A 17,374-nucleotide genomic window follows, 5' to 3' on the forward strand; every position below is an offset into this window, starting at 1 on the left:
CATGGAGGTGGTCACCATGACCGAGGCAATGACCGGGACAGCGGCCGAGACAGCGGGCGGGACAGCGGCCGGGGCAGCGGCCGGACCGTCGGCCGGGACGTACGAAGTGGTCGTCGTCGGCGGCGGCACGGCGGGGCTCTCCGCGGCCCTGGTCCTCGGCCGGGCGCGGCGCCGCACGCTCGTCGTCGACGAGGGCGAGCCGCGCAACGCGCCCGCGGCGCACATGCAGGGCTATCTGACCCGCGACGGCATGCCGCCCGCCGCGTTCCTCGCCGAGGGGCGGCGGGAGGTCGAGGGGTACGGCGTGGAGATCGTCCGGGGCCGGGTGACGGACGTCGTCCGGGACGGCGCCGGGGAGTTCGACGTGACGCTCGGTTCCGGGGACAGGGTCCACGCGCGCCGGCTGATCGTCACGACGGGCCTGGCGGACGAGATGCCGTCGGTGCCCGGCGTCGCCGAGCGCTTCGGGCGCGACGTGCTGCACTGCCCGTACTGCCACGGCTGGGAGGTCCGCGACCAGGCCTTCGGGGTGCTGGCCGCGACGCCGATGAGTGTGCACCAGGCGTTGATGGTCGGCCAGTGGTCGAAGGACGTCACCTTCTTCCTGCACACGGTGGCCGAGGACGAGCTCTCCGACGAGGACCTGCGCAGGCTCGCCGCCGCGGGGGTGGCCGTGGTGCCGGGCGAGGTCGCGGACCTGGTGGTCGAGGACGGCCGGCTCACCGGCGTACGGCTCGCGGACGGGACCACGCACGACCGCTCGGTGCTGTTCGTGGCGCCGCGCCCGGTGCCGCGGACCGGTCTGCTGGAGCGGCTGGGCGCGGAGCTGCGGGAGACGCCGTTCGGCAGCTACCCGGTCGTCGACCCGACCGGACTGACGAGCGTGCCCGGCGTCTGGGCGGCCGGCAACGCCGCCGGTTTCGCCGAGCAGGTGGTGAACGCCGCGAGCGCCGGGTACCGCGCGGCAGCCACGCTCAACGGAGAACTCCTCTTCGCCGACCTCGACGCGGCGATCGCCCGCGGCCAGGGCTGAGACCAGCGCCCGGGGGCGCACCCGGCCCGGACGGCGAGGCGGACGAACGGTAGGCGGCGACGCCCGTGTACGACGCGTGGCTGAAGCTGCCCGCGGCGGAGCGCCGGGCGAGGCTCGCCCACCGCCTGGCTCGCGGCGACCCGCGCGGCCGGTCTGGTCGGCGGGCGGGACGAGGCCCGGGGCCCGGCTGCACAGACCGGTCCGATCCGAGGCCCGCGACCCGACGGCACACACCCGGACCGATCCCAGGCCCGGGGCCCGGGACCCGGCGGCACACCCGGACACCGCTGCGGGCCCGCGGCCCTGCGGCACCACCCGGACAAGTCCGCGAGCCCGCGGTCCGGCCGCACGAGGCGGGCCGGGTGGCGAGCCCGCCGCCCACAGCACACCCGGACCGGGCCCCGGGCCCGCCGTCCGTCGGCCCTGGGGGGGACTGGGCCGAAACACGCCCTCCGGGCGCATCCTCCGCGTCCCGTACGGGTGTGAACCGGGCGCTCGCGTTGCAGGATGGCTGCATGCTGCTGAGCCGGCTCGCCCATGTGTCCCAGGAGGTCGCCGCCACCTCGGCGCGGTCCCGGAAGACCGCTCTGCTCGCGGAGCTGTTCCGGGACGCCGAGGCGGACGACGCGCCGATCGTGATCCCGTATCTCGCGGGCCGGCTGCCGCAGGGCCGCATCGGGGTCGGCTGGAAGGTACTGAGCACGCCGGTCGCCCCCGCCGCCGGCCCCACCCTCACCGTGCGCGAGGTGGACGCCCGGCTGACCGAGCTCGGCAAGGTCTCCGGCACCGGTTCGCAGGCCGAACGGGCCCGCCTGGTGGCCGAGTTGATGGCGGCGGCCACGGAGGAGGAACAGCGTTTCCTGTTCGGGCTGCTCACCGGTGAGGTCCGCCAAGGCGCGCTGGACGCGCTCGCGGTCGAGGGCCTCGCGGAGGCGACCGGCACGCCCGCCGAGGACGTACGGCGGGCGGTGATGCTGGCGGGTTCGCTCTCGGCGGTGGCGCGGGCCCTCCTCGCGGACGGCCCGGGGGCCCTGGACGGCTTCCGGCTCACGGTCGGCCGCCCGGTGCTGCCGATGCTGGCGCACTCGGCCTCCTCCGTCCCTGAGGCGGTCGGCAAGCTCGGCGCCTGCGTGGTCGAGGAGAAACTGGACGGCATCCGGGTGCAGCTCCACCGGGACGGCGAGGACGTCCGCGTCTACACCCGCACCCTCGACGACATCACCGGCCGGCTCCCCGAACTGACCGCTGTCGCGATGGAGTTGCGGGGTGAGCGGTTCATCCTGGACGGCGAGGTGATCGCGCTGGACGACCGGGGACGGCCGCGTTCCTTCCAGGAGACGGCCGCCCGGGTGGGGTCGCGGGTGGACGTGACGACGGCCGCGGAGACCGTGCCCGTCTCCCCCGTCTTCTTCGACGCGCTGTCCGTCGACGGCCGGGACCTGCTGGATCTGCCGTTCACCGAGCGGCACGCCGAACTGGCCCGGCTGGTTCCCGAGCCGATGCGGGTGCGGCGGACGCTCGTGCCGGGGCCGGACGACGCCGCGCGGGCCGAGACGTTCCTCGCCGACACGCTGGCCCGGGGGCACGAGGGCGTCGTGGTGAAGGCCCTCGACGCCCCGTACAGCGCGGGCCGGCGCGGTGCCGCCTGGCTCAAGGTCAAACCCGTGCACACCCTCGATCTCGTGGTCCTGGCGGCCGAATGGGGTCACGGGCGGCGCACCGGCAAGCTCTCGAACCTGCACCTGGGAGCCCGCGCCGCCGACGGCTCCTTCGCCATGCTCGGCAAGACGTTCAAGGGCATGACCGACGCGATGCTCGCCTGGCAGACCGAGCGGTTCCGGGAGCTGGCCGTCTCGGACGACGGCCACGTGGTGACCGTACGGCCCGAACTCGTCGTGGAGATCGCGTACGACGGTCTGCAGCGGTCGACCCGCTACCCGGCCGGTGTCACCCTCCGCTTCGCCCGGGTCGTGCGCTACCGCGAGGACAAGGCGGCCGCCGAGGCCGACACCGTCGACACCCTGCTGGCCGCCCACCCGGAGGTGACGCGATGAGCGGAGACCAGCACGGGCGCCGGAGTGCGGGACTGCTGTTGTTCCGGCACACCGACCACGGCGTGGAGGTATTGGTCGGCCATATGGGCGGCCCGTTCTTCGCGCGGCGGGACGCCGGCGCCTGGACCCTTCCCAAGGGCGAGTACGAGCCCGACGAGACGGCCTGGGACGCCGCCCGCCGCGAGTTCCGGGAGGAGCTCGGGCTGCCGCCGCCCGACGGCGCGGCGATCGCCCTCGGCGAGGTGACCCAGAAGAACGGCAAGGTGGTCACGGCCTGGGCGATCGAGGCGGATCTCGATCCGGCGGCCATGGTCCCCGGCACGTTCACGATGGAGTGGCCCCCGAGATCGGGGCGGCGCCAGGAGTTCCCCGAGCTCGACCGGGTGGAGTGGATGAGCCCGGAACGGGCCCGTTCCTTGCTCGTGACCGCCCAGACCGTGTTTCTCGACCGCCTGGCTGAGCACTCGCACTGAGAGTCGGCGTTCGGCCAGAAGCGCCGGCTCACCTCGGGGCCCGCCCGCGTTGCGCCGTGCCGCCCCGCGCGGGAGGGTCGGGGAACAGCCAGCTTTCAGGAGGTCGGCCATGCCCATCGCGACGGTGAACCCGGCGAACGGCGAGACGCTCAAGACGTACGACGCCCTCGGCGCCGAGGAGATCGAGCGCAGGCTCGCTGCCGCCGAGGCCACGTTCCGTACGTATCGCACCACCCCGTTCGCCGAACGGGCGCGGCTCATGCACCGCGCGGCCGCTCTCCTGGACGACGACCTGGACGACATCGGCCGGGTGATGACCACCGAGATGGGCAAGCCGGTCAAGCAGGCCAGGGCGGAGGCCGCCAAGTGCGCCAAGGCGATGCGCTGGTACGCCGACCACGCCGAGGATCTGCTCGCCGACGAGCTGGCGGCCCCCGCCGACGCCGCGGACTCCGGCGCCTCCCGGGTCCTCGCGCGCTACCGTCCGCTCGGCCCCGTGCTCGCCGTGATGCCGTGGAACTTCCCGCTCTGGCAGGTGGTCCGGTTCGCCGCGCCCGCGCTGATGGCGGGCAACGTGGGACTGCTCAAGCACGCCTCGAACGTGCCGCAGACCGCCCTGTACCTGGAGGACCTGTTCCGTCGCGCGGGCTTCCCCGAGGGCTGCTTCCAGACGCTGCTGGTCGGCTCCGGGGCGGTCGAGGGCATCCTGCGTGATCCGCGGGTCAAGGCGGCCACCCTCACCGGCAGCGAACCGGCCGGCCGGGCGGTCGCCTCGGTCGCCGGGGACGAGGTGAAGAAGACGGTGCTGGAGCTGGGCGGCAGCGACCCGTACGTCGTGATGCCGTCCGCCGACGTCGAGCGCGCCGCGACCGTCGCCGTCACCGCGCGTGCCCAGAACAACGGACAGTCGTGCATCGCCGCCAAGCGGTTCATCGTGCACACCGACGTGTTCGACGCCTTCGCGGAGCGGTTCACGGAGGGCATGCGGGCCCTCGCGGTCGGCGACCCGCTGGAGGAGGACACCGACATCGGGCCGCTGTCCACCGAGCAGGGCCGGGCCGACCTGGAGGAGCTCGTCGACGACGCGGTCGAGAACGGCGCGACCGTGCTGTGCGGCGGCGAACGCCCCGACGGTTTCGGCGGCGGCTGGTACTACCTGCCGACCGTGCTCACCGACATCACGCCCGACATGCGCATCCACCAGGAGGAGACGTTCGGGCCGGTCGCCACGCTCTACCGCGCGGCCGACCTGGACGAGGCGGTGGCCCTCGCCAACGACACGCCGTTCGGGCTGAGCTCGAACGTGTGGACCCGCGACCAGGCGGAGGTGGAGCGGTTCGTACGTGATTCCGAGGCGGGCGGCGTGTTCGTCAACGGGATGACGGCCTCGCACCCGGCGTTCCCGTTCGGCGGGGAGAAGCGGTCCGGCTACGGGCGTGAACTGTCGGGGCACGGAATCCGCGAGTTCTGCAACATCACCACCGTATGGCACGGAGCGTGAGCGTTCCGCAGCTACGATCCCTCGTGTGAACCGCGAAGTGACCCTCCCCCTGATCGTCGACGACCGCGGCACGTTGCAGGTGGCGGCCGCCGACGTCAGCAAGCTGCTGCGCACGGTGGGCGGCCGATGGCTGCATCTGGTGGAGGCCGGCCAGGACGGTCTCGACGAGGACACGGTGGCCGCGCTCACGATCGAACTGGCCAAGCTGGCCGACCGGATCGACGTGGCCTGCATCGCGCACAGCAGCGGCCCGAGCGGCCGCTGACCGTCGACGACGGCGGCGCGTCCAGGCCGCGGACGGCGTCCCGGCACGGGACGCCGTCGCCGCCGTCTCAGGCGACGCGCTGGTCCTGTTCCCACAGGGCGTGCCAGAACTTCGCCTCGTAGGCCTGGAGCAGCCGCCCGTGGCGCAGGACGTCGTCCAGGGAGATCCGTTCGGCGTCGAGACCGGCCTGCACGGCGTCCAGGGCCTTGCTCTCCAGCTCGGGCGCCGGCTCGGCGAAGAAGTCGAAGAAACCGCACACCTCGTCGTCGAAGCCGTAGTGACGGCGCAGCGCCTCGGTGATGGTCTCGCAGTAGCCGCCCCACGCGGCGAGGTTGGCGCCGAGCGCGAGGACCACGTCGGCGGGCTCCCCGTTCAGGGCGAGCCAGGCGACGTACGCGGGATAGGCCTGGCAGTCGGCGAGGGGTTCGTACTCCGAGGCCCGTGCCTCGCCGGCTCCCACCGCGGCGGCGAACGCGGGGAGCCGGGCCCCGGCCACCGCCTCGCCCTCGGCGAGCGTCTCGAAGAAGGCGGCGCTCGCCGGGTCGGCCGCCGAGCGTCCGGCCAGATGCACGAACGCGCGGTGATCGGCCGCGACGACATGACGCTGTTCCATAGCCAGCGCGGCGAGCGTGTCGAGCTGGGCGGCACCCCGGGCGATCAGCGGGAGCAGCCGGTTGGCGTGGGGGTCGGGGGCGAGTTTTCCGGTGACGCCCTCCAGCAGTTCCCTGGCCGTCCGCGTCATCGCGCGCTCCTTCGGTCCGGCTGACTCCGAGCCCCCGCGACCAGAGTGCACGGTCACCCCCGGTTCATCGCGCTGCGACGCGAAGTCCCAGGTCCGGTGGGGTGACGCCGGCTGTGCGCGACGGTGGCCCGCCGCGCCCGCCCGCGTAGACCCCGCGGGCGCCCGGGACGCCGGTGATCACCGGCGTCCCGTCGGGGGAACGGCTCCGGGCCGCGCGGCGTCAGCGGATCGGCATCCCGGACAGGGTGCGGGCGATGACGAGGCGCTGGATCTCGCTGGTGCCTTCGAAGATGGTGTAGATCGCCGCGTCGCGGTGCATCCGCTCCACGGGGTACTCGCGCGTGTAGCCGTTGCCGCCGAGGATCTGGATGGCCTGGCCCGTGACCTTCTTCGCCGTCTCGCTGGCGAACAGCTTCGACATCGAGCCCTCGGCCGCGGTGAACTGCTTGCCGTTGACCGCCATCCAGGAGGCCCGCCAGACCAGCAGCCGCGCCGCGTCGATCGAGGTGCGCATGTCGGCGAGCTGGAAGGCGACGCCCTGGTTGTCGATGATCGGCCGGCCGAACTGCTCACGCGTCTTCGCGTAGTCGAGGGCGACCTCGTACGCGGCCCGCGCGGTGCCCACCGCCATGGCGCCGACGGCCGGGCGGGAGGCCTCGAAGGTGGCCATCGCCGCGTTCTTCACCCGCTCGCCGCCTCCGGCCCTGGCGCGCTCGCGGGCACGGGCGAGACGCTCGTCGAGCTTCTCCTTGCCGCCGAGCAGGCAGGATCCGGGGATCCGGACGTTCTCCAGGACGACCTCGGCGGTGTGCGAGGCGCGGATGCCGTGCTTCTTGAACTTCTGGCCCTGGGACAGGCCGGGCGTGTTCGGCGGCACGATGAAGGAGGCGTGGCCCTTGGAGCCGAGTTCCGCGTCGACGACGGCGACGACGACGTGGACGTTGGCGATGCCGCCGTTGGTCGCCCAGGTCTTCGTGCCGTTCAGGACCCACTCGTCCTTGGCCTCGTCGTAGACGGCGCGGGTCCGCATCGAGGCGACGTCGGAGCCGGCGTCGGGCTCGGAGGAGCAGAAGGCCGCGACCTTGACATCGTTGGCATCGCCGTACATCTGGGGGATCCAGGTGCCGATCTGTTCCTCGGTGCCGTTGGCGAGGACGCCCACGGCGGCGAGGCCGGTGCCGACGATGGACAGCGCGATGCCCGCGTCGCCCCAGAACAGCTCCTCCATCGCCATGGGTATGCCGAGCCCGGTGGCGTCGAAGTACTGCTGGGCGTAGAAGTCCAGGGAGTAGATGCCGACCTTCGCGGCTTCCTGGATGACCGGCCAGGGAGTCTCTTCGCGCTCGTCCCATTCGGCGGCCGCGGGACGGATCACATCGGCGGCGAAGCCGTGCAGCCAGTCCCGGACCTCCTTCTGTTCGTCGTTGAGCTCCATGGTGAACTCGGCCATGTCCCCTCCAGCGCTGCACTAAACTGTTACTTGCGGTAACTGGAGTCTGTTACTGGCTAGTAGGAAAAGTCAACTCCCGAGCCCGGCTCGGCATCCCGTTCGATACCCATACGACGATCAGTGTTAGTTTGCGCAGGCGTCACCGAATCACCACGGGTGGGGAGAGCACATGGACACCACACAGCGGACCGATCAGCAGAGGTCCGCCGACCGCCGCCGGCGCGAGCTGCTGGAAGCCGCCGACAGAGTGGTGCTCCGCGACGGCCCCGGGGCCTCCATGAACGCCATCGCCGCCGAGGCCGGCATCACCAAGCCCATCCTGTACCGCCACTTCGGCGACAAGGGCGGGCTCTACGCCGCGCTCGCCAAGCGGCACACGGACGCGCTCCTCGAGGCGCTGCGGGCGGCACTGGACGCCCCGGCCGACCGGCGTGAGCGCGTGGAGTCGACGCTCGACACCTATCTGGCCGCCATCGAGGCACGCCCGCAGGTCTACCGCTTCCTGATGCATCCGGCGGAGGGCGGCCAGCCGGGCGACGCCGGGTTCGACGTGGGCAAGTACTCCGCGCCCGTCCTGCGCCGCATGGGCGAGGAGCTGGCCGAGGTGATCGAGGAGCGGGTGGACCTCGGACCGGGCAGCCAGCAACTGGCACGGGTGTGGGGCCACGGCATCGTCGGCATGATGCACGCGGCCGGGGACTGGTGGCTCGGCGAACGGCCGTGCACGCGCGCCGAGTTGGTGCGCAGCCTGGCCGACCTGCTGTGGGGCCGCCTCGCGGCGGCCGGCGACCGGGTCGGCGGCCCCGGGTTCTGACCGGGACTCACCCGGACGTCCCGTCAGGACAGCCCGCTCCGACCGCCGGAGGCGGCCGGAGTCCTGAGCGGCCCTCAGCCGCTCCAGGAGGCTCGCGCCACCTGGCGCAGCAGGCGCCGCCGGCGCCATCCGGTGACCCGGTCCGCGTACACCCCGCCGTCGAGGTGGTCGCACTCGTGCTGGAGGCAGCGGGCGAACCAGCCGGTGCCGTGCACGGTGACCGGCTCGCCGGTGACCGTGCGGCCCTCGACGACCGCGTGGTCGTACCGCTCGGTCCCGGCCTCCAGACCCGGCAGCGAGAGACAGCCCTCCGGTCCGCGCAGGACCACACCGTCCGCCTCGACGAGTCGAGGGTTCACCACATGTCCGACATGACGGACATCGTCGTCGTCAGGGCAGTCGTACACGAAGACCCGCAGACCGACGCCGATCTGGTTCGCGGCGAGCCCGACGCCCTCGGCGGCGTACATCGTCGCGAACATGTCCTCGACGAGCTCCGCGAGTTGGGGGCCGAAATCCGTGACGTCCGGGCAGGCTGTACGCAGGACGGGGTCACCTAGCAGGATGAGGGGCCGGACGCGCCCGTGCGTGCCGGGGATGGAACCGTGTCGCATGGCGGCAAGGGTACGGTCCTGGTAGGCGCGCGCATGTCGCGCCGGCACCGAGGTGGTGCCGCGATTCGGGCCCGTGAGTGGATCTCGATAGGCTGACCCCCACATGTGCCGGGGGCAGGGGCGCGGCGCGTACGCAAGGAGGATCGAGAAACGATGTCAGGCAACTCGGACCCGCTGTCGCCGCGGGCCAAGCTGGCCGTGACGGCGGGCAAGGCGGCGGCTGCCGTCTCGCGAGCCGCCGGACGCGGCAGCGGATCGGTGATCGGCGGCCGGGTGGCGCTCAAGCTCGACCCCGACCTGCTGGCGAGGCTCGCCACGCACCTGGACGTGATCCTGGTGTCGGCGACCAACGGCAAGACCACGACGACCCGGCTGATCGCGGAGGCGCTGCGCGCCGCGGGCCCGGTCGTCTCCAACGCGCTCGGCGCCAACATGCCCGCGGGCATCACCTCGGCGCTGGCCGGCGGCTCGGACGCCAAGTTCGCGGTCATCGAGGTCGACGAGAAGTACCTCGCCGGTGTCGCCCGTGACACCGACCCGAAGTGCATCGCGCTGCTGAACCTCTCGCGCGACCAGCTCGACCGTGCCGCCGAGACCCGGATGATGGCCGAGCACTGGCGCGAGGGTCTGGCCGGCTCCAAGGCCGTCGTGGTCGCCAACGCGGACGACCCGCTGGTCGTGTGGGCCGCCTCCTCCTCGCCGAACGTCATGTGGGTGGCGGCCGGACAGATGTGGAAGGAAGACGCCTGGTCCTGCCCGTCGTGCGGCGGCGTGATGCAGCGCCCCGGCGACGACTGGTTCTGCGGCGAGTGCGGCTTCCGCCGTCCGACGCCGACCTGGGCGCTGTCCGGGGACCACGTCCTCGACCCGCACGGTTCCGCGTGGCCGATCCACCTCCAGCTCCCGGGCCGGGCCAACAAGGCGAACGCCGCCTCCTCGGCCGCCGTGGCCGCGGTCTTCGGAGTGCCGCCGCAGGTCGCCCTGGAGCGCATGTACCAGGTGCAGGCCGTGGCCGGACGCTACGACGTGGTCCAGTTCATGGAGCGCGACCTGCGTCTGCTGCTCGCCAAGAACCCCGCGGGCTGGCTGGAGACCTTCTCCCTGATCGACCCGCCGCCGACCCCGGTCATCCTGTCGGTGAACGCGCGCGGCGCCGACGGCACCGACACCTCCTGGCTCTGGGACGTCGACTACACCCGTCTGACCGGACACCCGATCTTCGTTCTCGGCGACCGCAAGCTCGACCTCGCCGTCCGCCTCGAAGTGGCCAACCAGCAGTTCCAGGTGTGCGACACCCTCGACCAGGCCGTGCAGATGGCACCGCCCGGACGGATCGAGGTCATCGCGAACTACACCGCATTCCAGGACTTGAGGCGTCGTGTCGGCAACTGAGCCACGGAGGACGAAGAGAATGACTGACAACAGCCTGCGGCTGGTGTGGATCTACCCCGACCTGCTGAGCACCTACGGCGACCAGGGCAACGCCCTCGTCGTCGAGCGCCGGGCGCGTCAGCGCGGCCTCGACGTGGCCCGTGTCGACGTGCGCAGCGACCAGCCGGTCCCGACCTCCGGCGACATCTACCTCATCGGCGGCGGCGAGGACCGGCCGCAGCGGCTCGCCGCGGAGCGGCTGCGCCGCGACGGCGGTCTGGAGCGCGCGGTCGGCAACGGCGCGATCGTGTTCTCCGTCTGCGCCGGCTACCAGATCCTCGGCCACGAGTTCATCAACGACCTCGGCCAGCGCGAGCCGGGCCTCGGCCTGCTCGACGTGGTCTCGGTGCGCGGCGAGGGCGAGCGGTGCGTCGGCGACGTCCTCGCGGACATCGACCCGCGGCTCGGTCTGCCCCAGCTCACCGGCTTCGAGAACCACCAGGGCGTCACCCACCTCGGACCCACCGCCCGCCCGTTCGCGAACGTGCGGCTCGGCAAGGGCAACGGCACGGGCGACGGCACCGAGGGCGCGTACAACGACACCGTGTTCGGCACGTACATGCACGGGCCCGTCCTCGCCCGCAACCCGCAGATCGCGGACCTGCTGCTGAAGCTGGCCCTCGACGTCAACGCGCTGCCGCCGACCGACGACCGCTGGTACGAGGCGCTGCGCTCCGAGCGCATCGCGTCCGCCACGCAGCCCGCGTAGGGCCGGCCCGCCCAGGCGGGTCAGAGGAACCGTTTCTCGAGGAGGAACGGTTCCTCTTCGCGTTTCCCGGGGAAGAACGGTTTCCGTCGTCGCAGCGAACGCCGAGGGAACCGTTTCCGCTGCTGCGAGACGGACCCGTCGGACCTCGTCCGGAGCCCGTCTGAAACGGTATCCGCACAGGTGAGCGGGTGCGTCCAGCAGGCGGACGCACGGTACGGCGCGGGCCCCTCCCGCCGGTAGGCTGGCCGCGATCCTCGCCGGACAACGTGGTCCGGTCCCCGGACCACGTTGAGAAGGTATTTCGGGCTATGCGCATTGGTGTCCTCACGTCCGGCGGCGACTGCCCCGGCCTGAACGCCGTCATCCGGTCGGTCGTACACCGTGCCGTCGTCGACCACGGCGACGAGGTCATCGGCTTCCGGGACGGCTGGAAGGGTCTCCTGGAGTGCGACTACCTCAAGCTCGACCTCGACGCGGTGAGCGGGATCCTCGCTCGCGGCGGCACCATGCTCGGCTCCTCCCGGGTCCAGCCCGCGCATCTGCGTGACGGCGTGGAGCGGGCCAAGGGCCACGTCGCGGACCTCGGTCTGGACGCGATCATCCCGATCGGCGGCGAGGGCACGCTGAAGGCGGCCCGTCTGCTGTCGGACGGCGGCCTGCCGATCGTCGGCGTGCCGAAGACCATCGACAACGACATCGCGGTCACGGACGTCACCTTCGGATTCGACACGGCCGTCGGTGTCGCGACCGAGGCCCTCGACCGCCTCAAGACCACCGCCGAGTCCCACCAGCGCGTCCTGATCGTGGAGGTCATGGGCCGCCACACCGGCTGGATCGCGCTGCACTCCGGCATGGCCGCGGGCGCCCATGCCATCGTCGTACCGGAGCGCCCCTTCGACATCGAGGAGCTGGCCGCGCGGGTCGGCGAGCGGTTCGAGGCGGGCAAGCGGTTCGCCATCGTGGTCGCCGCCGAGGGCGCGAAGCCCCGTGAGGGCTCGATGGCCTACGACGAGGGCGGCAAGGACATCTACGGCCACGAGCGCTTCGCGGGCATCGCCCGGCAGCTCTCCATCGAGCTGGAGGAACGGCTCGGCAAGGAGGCCCGGCCGGTCATCCTCGGGCACGTCCAGCGCGGCGGCACCCCCACCGCGTACGACCGCGTGCTCGCGACCCGGTTCGGGTGGCACGCCGTGGAGGCCGTGCACCGCGGCGAGTTCGGGATGATGACCGCCCTGCGCGGCACCGACATCGTGATGGTCTCGCTCGCGGAGGCGGTCGAGACCCTCAAGACGGTTCCGGACGAGCGTTACGCCGAGGCGGAGTGCGTGCTCTGAGCCGTACGCCGTCGGAACCGCCCCCGGTCGCAGTCGCAGCCGGGGGCGGTTCTACTCTGGTGCGGACAGACAGCGCACAACCTCCCCCAGTGCCGTAAAAGGGCCGGGGAGGTATCCCCAGAAACAGGAGCCGGCGGATGGATCACAGCGGGCACGGCATGACCATGGATCTGCCGCCGTTCACGCTGGGGCGGGGGCTCGAGTGGTCCGCGGACCCGTTCTTCCTCGTCGCGTGCCTGCTCGGGCTCGGACTGTACGGCTGGGGAGTCGTCCGGCTGGCCCGGCGCGGCGACGCCTGGTCCTGGGGCCGTACGGCCGCCTTCGTGACCGGCGTGCTGACGGTGATGCTCGTCATGTGCACCCGGCTGAACGACTACGGCATGGTCATGTTCAGCGTGCACATGGTCCAGCACATGGTGATCAGCATGCTGTCCCCGATCCTGATCCTGCTCGGGGCGCCGATCACGCTGGCGCTCCGCGCGCTGCCGGTCGCCGCGAGGCGGGGCGCCAAGGGCCCGCGCGAACTGCTGCTGATGTTCCTGCACAGCCGCTACATGCGCGTCGTCACGCACCCCGCGTTCACCATCCCGATGTTCATCGCGAGTCTGTACGCGCTGTACTTCTCCCCCCTCTTCGACTTCCTGATGGGCTCCACCACGGGCCACATCGTGATGATGTGCCACTTCCTCGCCGTCGGCCTGGTGTTCTTCTGGCCGATCATGGGCGTGGACCCGGGCCCGCACCGGCCGGGCTATCTGATGCGGATGCTGGAGCTGTTCGCGGGGATGCCGTTCCACGCGTTCTTCGGCATCGCGTTGATGATGGCGTCGGGGCCGATGGTCGAGTCGTACAAGAACCCGCCGGCCTCGCTCGGCATCGACGCGCTCGCCGACCAGACCGCCGCGGGCGGGATCGCCTGGGCGTTCAGCGAGATCCCCTCCGTGCTCGTCCTGCTCGCGCTGCTCTTCCAGTGGTACAACTCCGAGCAGCGGCAGGCCAGGCGTCTGGACCGCGCGGCGGACCGGGACGGCGACAAGGAGCTGGAGGCGTACAACGCCTATCTGGCCTCCCTGAACGCACGCGGCAACTGAGTCACGGCCCACCCCCGGGGCCCCGGAGTGCGCACGGCCCTGGCGAAGCGCCTCCCTCCGGGTGAAAATGGCCCCAAAGGCCACGGCCCGCTTCACGGACCCGCCTCGAGGAGGGTGCTGCGATGCCCGGTTCGACGAAGACGATGGGGGTGCTCACCGTGGGCGGGCTCGTCGTGGTGACGGCCTACACGGTGGCACTGGGCAGCAACGGCTGGCTGTGGTTCGGCTGGGTCGTGCTGGGTCTGATCACGGTGGGGATGGTGGCCTCCCGCAGCACCTGACCGGGGGACCTCCGCACGGGACGGCCCCTCCCCCGGCCGCCGACGGCGCCTCACTCCCGGGAACTCCGGCAGCCGGAGGCACCTCACCGCCGAGGACGTCGGGCCGCCGGAGGCGCCTCACTCCCAGGGATGTCCAGCCGCCGGAGGCGGCTCACTGCCGGGGACCTCGGGTCGCCGAGTGGACGCCCGGCTGGTATTTGGGGAGCCGCGCGGTGATCTTCATTCCCGCTCCCACCGCGGTTTCGATGACCAGGCCGTGATCGTCGCCGTACACCTGGCGCAGCCGTTCGTCGACGTTGGACAGTCCGATCCCCCCGGAGGGGCCGACCTCCCCGGACAGGATGCGGCGGAGCCGTTCGGGGTCCATGCCGGTGCCGTTGTCCTCGATGACCACCAGCGCCTCCGCACCGGCGTCCTGTGCCGTGATGCTGATGTGGCTCTTGTCGGTCTTGCCCTCCAGACCGTGTTTGACGGCGTTCTCCACCAGGGGCTGGAGGCAGAGGAAGGGCAGCGCGACCGGCAGCACCTCGGGCGCGATCTGCAGGGTGACGGACAGCCGGTCGCCGAAGCGGGCCCGGACGAGCGCCAGGTAGTGGTCGATGGCGTGCAGCTCGTCGGCGAGGGTGGTGAAGTCGCCGTGCCGCCGGAACGAGTAGCGGGTGAAGTCGGCGAACTCCAGCAGGAGCTCGCGGGCGCGCTCGGGATCGGTGCGGACGAACGAGGCGATCACGGCCAGCGAGTTGAAGATGAAGTGCGGGGATATCTGCGCGCGGAGCGCCTTGATCTCCGCCTCGATCAGCCGGGTCCTGGACCGGTCGAGGTCGGCCAGCTCCAGTTGGACGGAGACCCAGCGCGCGACCTCGCCGGCGGCGCGCACCAGGACCGCGGACTCGCGGGGCGCGCACGCGACGAGCGCTCCGTGGACCCGTTCGTCGACGGTGAGCGGGGCCACGACGGCCCAGCGCAGCGGGCAGTCGGGCTCGTCGCAGGTCAGCCGGAAGGCCTCGCCCCGGCCGGTCTCCAGCGGGGCGCCGAGGCGTTCCATGACCTCGGTGCGGTGATGGGCGCCGACGCCGTCCCAGGCCAGGACCGTGTCCTGGTCGGTGAGGCACAGGGCGTCCGTGCCGAGCAGGGTGCGCAGCCGGCGGGCGGACCGGCGTGCCGTCTCCTCGGTGAGTCCGGCGCGGAGCGGGGGCGCGGCGAGCGAGGCGGTGTGCAGGGTCTGGAAGGTGGCGTGCTCGACCGGGGTGCCGAGTCCTCCGAGGTTCTCGGGCCGCGCGGTACGTCTGCCGAGCCAGAACCCGGCCGCCAGCAGCGGGAGCACGGCCACGCACAGCCCGGCGACGAACCCGCTCACCCGCTCACCACTCCTTCGGTCTCCTGCGTGCCCGCCACGGTGTCCGCGGAAGCGCCCACCGCGGTGCCCGTCGTCGTCCCCGTCGTCCTCGTCGTCGTCCCGGTCGTCGTGCCCGCCGTCGCGCCCGGGGCGCCGACCGCCGCGCGGACCTGGTCGTCGGTGAGTTCCTCCGGGAGGTGGAAGCGGGCGAGGATCGCCGCCGTTCCGGGCGGTACGCGGGCGGCGGTGGCGAGCGACACCACCACCATGGTCACGAAGCCGAGCGGCACCGACCAGAGCGCCGGCCAGGCGAGCAGAGCGCGCAGCGGGCCCGCCGTCCCCGGATAGCCGGCCATGGTCGCGCCGACGGCGACGAGTGCCGCGCCGCCGCCGCCGAGCATTCCGGCCGCCGCGCCGGGCGGGGTGAGCCGTCGCCACCAGATGCCGAGGACCAGCAGCGGGCAGAAGGAGGACGCGGACACGGCGAACGCGAGCCCCACGGCGTCGGCGACGGGCAGCCCGCCCACCAGCACGCTCGCGCCGAGCGGCACGGCCATCGCGAGGACGGTGCCGAGCCGGAAGTGGCGTACGCCCCGCGAGGGCAGGACGTCCTGGGTGAGCACGCCCGCGACCGCCATGGTGAGTCCGGAGGCCGTCGAGAGGAACGCGGCGAAGGCACCGCCCGCGACGAGCGCCCCGAGCAGGTCCGCGCCGGCTCCGCCGATCATCCGGTCGGGCAGCAGCAGGACGGCGGCGTCCGCGTCGCCGGTGAGGCTGAGTTCGGGGGCGTACAGCCGGCCCAGCGCGCCGTAGACGGGCGGCAGGAGATAGAACGCCCCGATGAGGCCGAGGACGGCGACGGTGGTGCGGCGGGCGGCGACCCCGTGCGGGCTGGTGTAGAAGCGGACGACGACGTGCGGCAGGCCCATCGTGCCGAGGAACGTGGCGAGGATCAGTCCGTACGTGGCGTAGAGCGGGCGTTCCTCGCGGCCGGCGGCCGGCGAGGCGGACAGGGCGTCGGCGCTCCCGCGTTCGGCCGCCGGGACCGGGGTTCCCCGGTCGAAGGTGAGCCGGGTGCCGCCGTCGACGCGGTGGGTGCCCTTCGGGAGCCGGACGCGCGTGCCCTCGTACCGCCGGCCGTCGACGGTGCCCGTCGCGGTGACGGTGAGCGGCCGGGACAGTTTCAGGTCGAGTGTGGAATCGATCCGGACGAGGCGCTGTTCGCGGAAGGCCGGCGGTTCCTCGAAGGCGTCGCGCGGGGCGCCGTGGGACTGCCAGGCGAGGATCAGGAAGAGTGCGGGCACGAGCAGGGCGGTGAGCTTGAGCCAGTACTGGAAGGCCTGGACGAAGGTGATGCTGCGCATGCCGCCCGCGGCGACGGTGGCCACCACGACCACGGCGACCAGCACCCCGCCGAACCAGTCGGGCGCGTCGGTCAGCACGGCCAACGTGAGCCCCGCGCCCTGGAGTTGAGGAAGCAGATAGAGCCAGCCGACACCGACGACGAACGCCCCGGCGAGCCTCCTGACGGCCTGGGAGCCGAGCCGGGCCTCCGCGAAGTCGGGCAGGGTGTAGGCGCCGGAGCGGCGCAGGGGCGCCGCGACGAAGAGGAGCAGCACGAGATAGCCGGCGGTGTAGCCGACCGGGTACCAGAGCATGTCGGGTCCCTGGACGAGCACCAGGCCGGCGATGCCGAGGAAGGAGGCGGCGGAGAGGTATTCGCCGCTGATCGCGGCCGCGTTGAGCCGGGGGCCGACGGTGCGCGAGGCGACGTAGAAGTCGGAGGTGGTCCGGGAGATGCGCAGCCCGAACGCGCCGACCAGGACGGTCGCGAGGACGACGAGGGCGACGGCGGGAACGGAGTAGTTCTCGTTCACGGTTCAGCGGTCCTCGACCAGACGCACGAGATCCCTCTCGTTGCGTTCCGCCCGCCGTACGTACCAGCGGGCCAGCAGCACGAGCGGCGGGTACAGGCAGAAGCCGAGGACGGCCCATTCCAGGCCGGCCCCGTCCGGCATCGCGGCGAATACCAGCGGCAGCGGCCCGACGAGCAGGACCAGGACGGCGAACGTGACGCACGCGGCGCGGAGTTGACTGCGCATCAGGGAGCGTACGTAGGTGTGCCCGAGTGTGGTCTGTTCGTCGATCTCGGTCCTCGGCCGGTAGTAGCCGGAGGTCCGCCGGGTGTGCCGGGGCGCTCCGGTGACGACCACGCGGCGTTCGGTGGGGTCCTGCGGCACGCGGGT

Annotated in this window: 17 protein-coding genes; 11 read left to right on the forward strand and 6 right to left on the reverse strand. The window is 72.5% G+C overall.

Annotated features, from left to right (window positions below; genetic code table 11):
- The first annotated feature begins 1 nt into the window (after position 1).
- The 5 genes from ACFRIC_RS19015 (at position 2) to ACFRIC_RS19035 (ending at position 5,326) form a co-directional block, all read left to right on the forward strand.
- Positions 2-1,033, forward strand: a complete 1,032-nt coding sequence (locus tag ACFRIC_RS19015) for an NAD(P)/FAD-dependent oxidoreductase (RefSeq protein ID WP_382787050.1) — start codon at positions 2-4, stop codon at positions 1,031-1,033.
- A 515-nt stretch (positions 1,034-1,548) separates the two neighbouring features.
- Positions 1,549-3,087 (forward strand): ATP-dependent DNA ligase, encoded by a 1,539-nt coding sequence (locus ACFRIC_RS19020; protein WP_382787054.1) that lies wholly within the window; start codon positions 1,549-1,551, stop codon positions 3,085-3,087.
- Positions 3,084-3,560 (forward strand): NUDIX domain-containing protein, encoded by a 477-nt coding sequence (locus ACFRIC_RS19025; protein ID WP_382787057.1) that lies wholly within the window; start codon positions 3,084-3,086, stop codon positions 3,558-3,560. The genes ACFRIC_RS19020 and ACFRIC_RS19025 overlap by 4 nt, the downstream gene beginning before the upstream one ends.
- A 109-nt stretch (positions 3,561-3,669) precedes the next feature.
- Positions 3,670-5,061, forward strand: coding sequence for an NADP-dependent succinic semialdehyde dehydrogenase (locus tag ACFRIC_RS19030; RefSeq protein ID WP_382787060.1), 1,392 nt, complete (start codon positions 3,670-3,672; stop codon positions 5,059-5,061).
- 25 nt (positions 5,062-5,086) lie between these two features.
- Positions 5,087-5,326: a DUF6213 family protein gene (locus tag ACFRIC_RS19035; protein ID WP_151470505.1), complete on the forward strand. Its 240-nt coding sequence runs from the start codon at positions 5,087-5,089 to the stop codon at positions 5,324-5,326.
- A gap of 67 nt (positions 5,327-5,393) precedes the next feature.
- On the opposite strand, the gene ACFRIC_RS19040 is transcribed toward ACFRIC_RS19035, so the two are convergent.
- Both ACFRIC_RS19040 and ACFRIC_RS19045 read right to left on the reverse strand, forming a co-directional pair.
- Complete coding sequence (locus tag ACFRIC_RS19040) at positions 5,394-6,068, reverse strand: transcriptional regulator (protein WP_382787063.1); 675 nt, start codon at positions 6,066-6,068, stop codon at positions 5,394-5,396.
- 220 nt (positions 6,069-6,288) lie between these two features.
- Positions 6,289-7,518 carry an acyl-CoA dehydrogenase family protein gene (locus tag ACFRIC_RS19045; protein ID WP_339127945.1) on the reverse strand — a complete coding sequence of 410 codons (1,230 nt, stop codon included), beginning with the start codon at positions 7,516-7,518 and terminating at the stop codon, positions 6,289-6,291.
- 169 nt (positions 7,519-7,687) lie between these two features.
- Between ACFRIC_RS19045 and ACFRIC_RS19050 the strand changes: the two genes are divergently transcribed.
- Positions 7,688-8,332, forward strand: coding sequence for a TetR family transcriptional regulator (locus ACFRIC_RS19050; protein ID WP_382787066.1), 645 nt, complete (start codon positions 7,688-7,690; stop codon positions 8,330-8,332).
- A 74-nt stretch (positions 8,333-8,406) separates the two neighbouring features.
- On the opposite strand, the gene def is transcribed toward ACFRIC_RS19050, so the two are convergent.
- A complete protein-coding gene (def, locus tag ACFRIC_RS19055; RefSeq protein ID WP_382787069.1) occupies positions 8,407-8,946 on the reverse strand; it encodes a peptide deformylase in 540 nt (179 codons plus the stop codon).
- A gap of 153 nt (positions 8,947-9,099) precedes the next feature.
- On the opposite strand from def, the gene ACFRIC_RS19060 reads away from it, so the two are divergent.
- The 5 genes from ACFRIC_RS19060 (at position 9,100) to ACFRIC_RS19080 (ending at position 13,792) form a co-directional block, all read left to right on the forward strand.
- Positions 9,100-10,338 carry a MurT ligase domain-containing protein gene (locus ACFRIC_RS19060; RefSeq protein WP_339127947.1) on the forward strand — a complete coding sequence of 413 codons (1,239 nt, stop codon included), beginning with the start codon at positions 9,100-9,102 and terminating at the stop codon, positions 10,336-10,338.
- 19 nt (positions 10,339-10,357) lie between these two features.
- The gene (locus tag ACFRIC_RS19065) at positions 10,358-11,086 is read left to right on the forward strand and encodes a glutamine amidotransferase (RefSeq protein WP_339127948.1); all 729 of its coding nucleotides are present in this window, start codon (positions 10,358-10,360) and stop codon (positions 11,084-11,086) included.
- Between the two features lie 308 nt (positions 11,087-11,394).
- Positions 11,395-12,420, forward strand: a complete 1,026-nt coding sequence (locus tag ACFRIC_RS19070) for a 6-phosphofructokinase (protein ID WP_037616657.1) — start codon at positions 11,395-11,397, stop codon at positions 12,418-12,420.
- A 137-nt stretch (positions 12,421-12,557) separates the two neighbouring features.
- Positions 12,558-13,511 carry a cytochrome c oxidase assembly protein gene (locus ACFRIC_RS19075; protein WP_382787072.1) on the forward strand — a complete coding sequence of 318 codons (954 nt, stop codon included), beginning with the start codon at positions 12,558-12,560 and terminating at the stop codon, positions 13,509-13,511.
- A gap of 122 nt (positions 13,512-13,633) precedes the next feature.
- Complete coding sequence (locus ACFRIC_RS19080) at positions 13,634-13,792, forward strand: hypothetical protein (RefSeq protein ID WP_261704251.1); 159 nt, start codon at positions 13,634-13,636, stop codon at positions 13,790-13,792.
- Between the two features lie 151 nt (positions 13,793-13,943).
- Here the strand turns inward: ACFRIC_RS19080 and ACFRIC_RS19085 are convergent, their stop codons facing one another.
- From ACFRIC_RS19085 to ACFRIC_RS19095, 3 genes are read right to left on the reverse strand one after another with little or no spacing between them, the layout of a single operon-like run.
- Positions 13,944-15,149, reverse strand: a complete 1,206-nt coding sequence (locus ACFRIC_RS19085; protein WP_382787076.1) for a sensor histidine kinase — start codon at positions 15,147-15,149, stop codon at positions 13,944-13,946.
- Positions 15,146-17,005, reverse strand: coding sequence for a cation acetate symporter (locus ACFRIC_RS19090; protein WP_382787079.1), 1,860 nt, complete (start codon positions 17,003-17,005; stop codon positions 15,146-15,148). The genes ACFRIC_RS19085 and ACFRIC_RS19090 overlap by 4 nt, the downstream gene beginning before the upstream one ends.
- A gap of 3 nt (positions 17,006-17,008) precedes the next feature.
- Positions 17,009-17,368, reverse strand: a complete 360-nt coding sequence (locus tag ACFRIC_RS19095; protein WP_382787082.1) for a hypothetical protein — start codon at positions 17,366-17,368, stop codon at positions 17,009-17,011.
- Positions 17,369-17,374 lie beyond the last annotated feature (6 nt).

The sequence above is a fragment of the Streptomyces sp. NPDC056738 genome, assembly GCF_042790435.1.
GTDB lineage: Bacteria > Actinomycetota > Actinomycetes > Streptomycetales > Streptomycetaceae > Streptomyces.

Bases quoted from the DNA above. Each gene is read 5' to 3' on its own strand.
- ACFRIC_RS19015 (WP_382787050.1), top strand. From the start codon at position 2: ATGGAGGTGGTCACCATGACCGAGGCAATGACCGGGACAGCGGCCGAG.
- ACFRIC_RS19020 (WP_382787054.1), top strand. From the start codon at position 1,549: ATGCTGCTGAGCCGGCTCGCCCATGTGTCCCAGGAGGTCGCCGCCACC.
- ACFRIC_RS19025 (WP_382787057.1), top strand. From the start codon at position 3,084: ATGAGCGGAGACCAGCACGGGCGCCGGAGTGCGGGACTGCTGTTGTTC.
- ACFRIC_RS19030 (WP_382787060.1), top strand. From the start codon at position 3,670: ATGCCCATCGCGACGGTGAACCCGGCGAACGGCGAGACGCTCAAGACG.
- ACFRIC_RS19040 (WP_382787063.1), bottom strand. From the start codon at position 6,068: ATGACGCGGACGGCCAGGGAACTGCTGGAGGGCGTCACCGGAAAACTC.
- ACFRIC_RS19045 (WP_339127945.1), bottom strand. From the start codon at position 7,518: ATGGCCGAGTTCACCATGGAGCTCAACGACGAACAGAAGGAGGTCCGG.
- ACFRIC_RS19050 (WP_382787066.1), top strand. From the start codon at position 7,688: ATGGACACCACACAGCGGACCGATCAGCAGAGGTCCGCCGACCGCCGC.
- def (WP_382787069.1), bottom strand. From the start codon at position 8,946: ATGCGACACGGTTCCATCCCCGGCACGCACGGGCGCGTCCGGCCCCTC.
- ACFRIC_RS19060 (WP_339127947.1), top strand. From the start codon at position 9,100: ATGTCAGGCAACTCGGACCCGCTGTCGCCGCGGGCCAAGCTGGCCGTG.
- ACFRIC_RS19065 (WP_339127948.1), top strand. From the start codon at position 10,358: ATGACTGACAACAGCCTGCGGCTGGTGTGGATCTACCCCGACCTGCTG.
- ACFRIC_RS19070 (WP_037616657.1), top strand. From the start codon at position 11,395: ATGCGCATTGGTGTCCTCACGTCCGGCGGCGACTGCCCCGGCCTGAAC.
- ACFRIC_RS19075 (WP_382787072.1), top strand. From the start codon at position 12,558: ATGGATCACAGCGGGCACGGCATGACCATGGATCTGCCGCCGTTCACG.
- ACFRIC_RS19080 (WP_261704251.1), top strand. From the start codon at position 13,634: ATGCCCGGTTCGACGAAGACGATGGGGGTGCTCACCGTGGGCGGGCTC.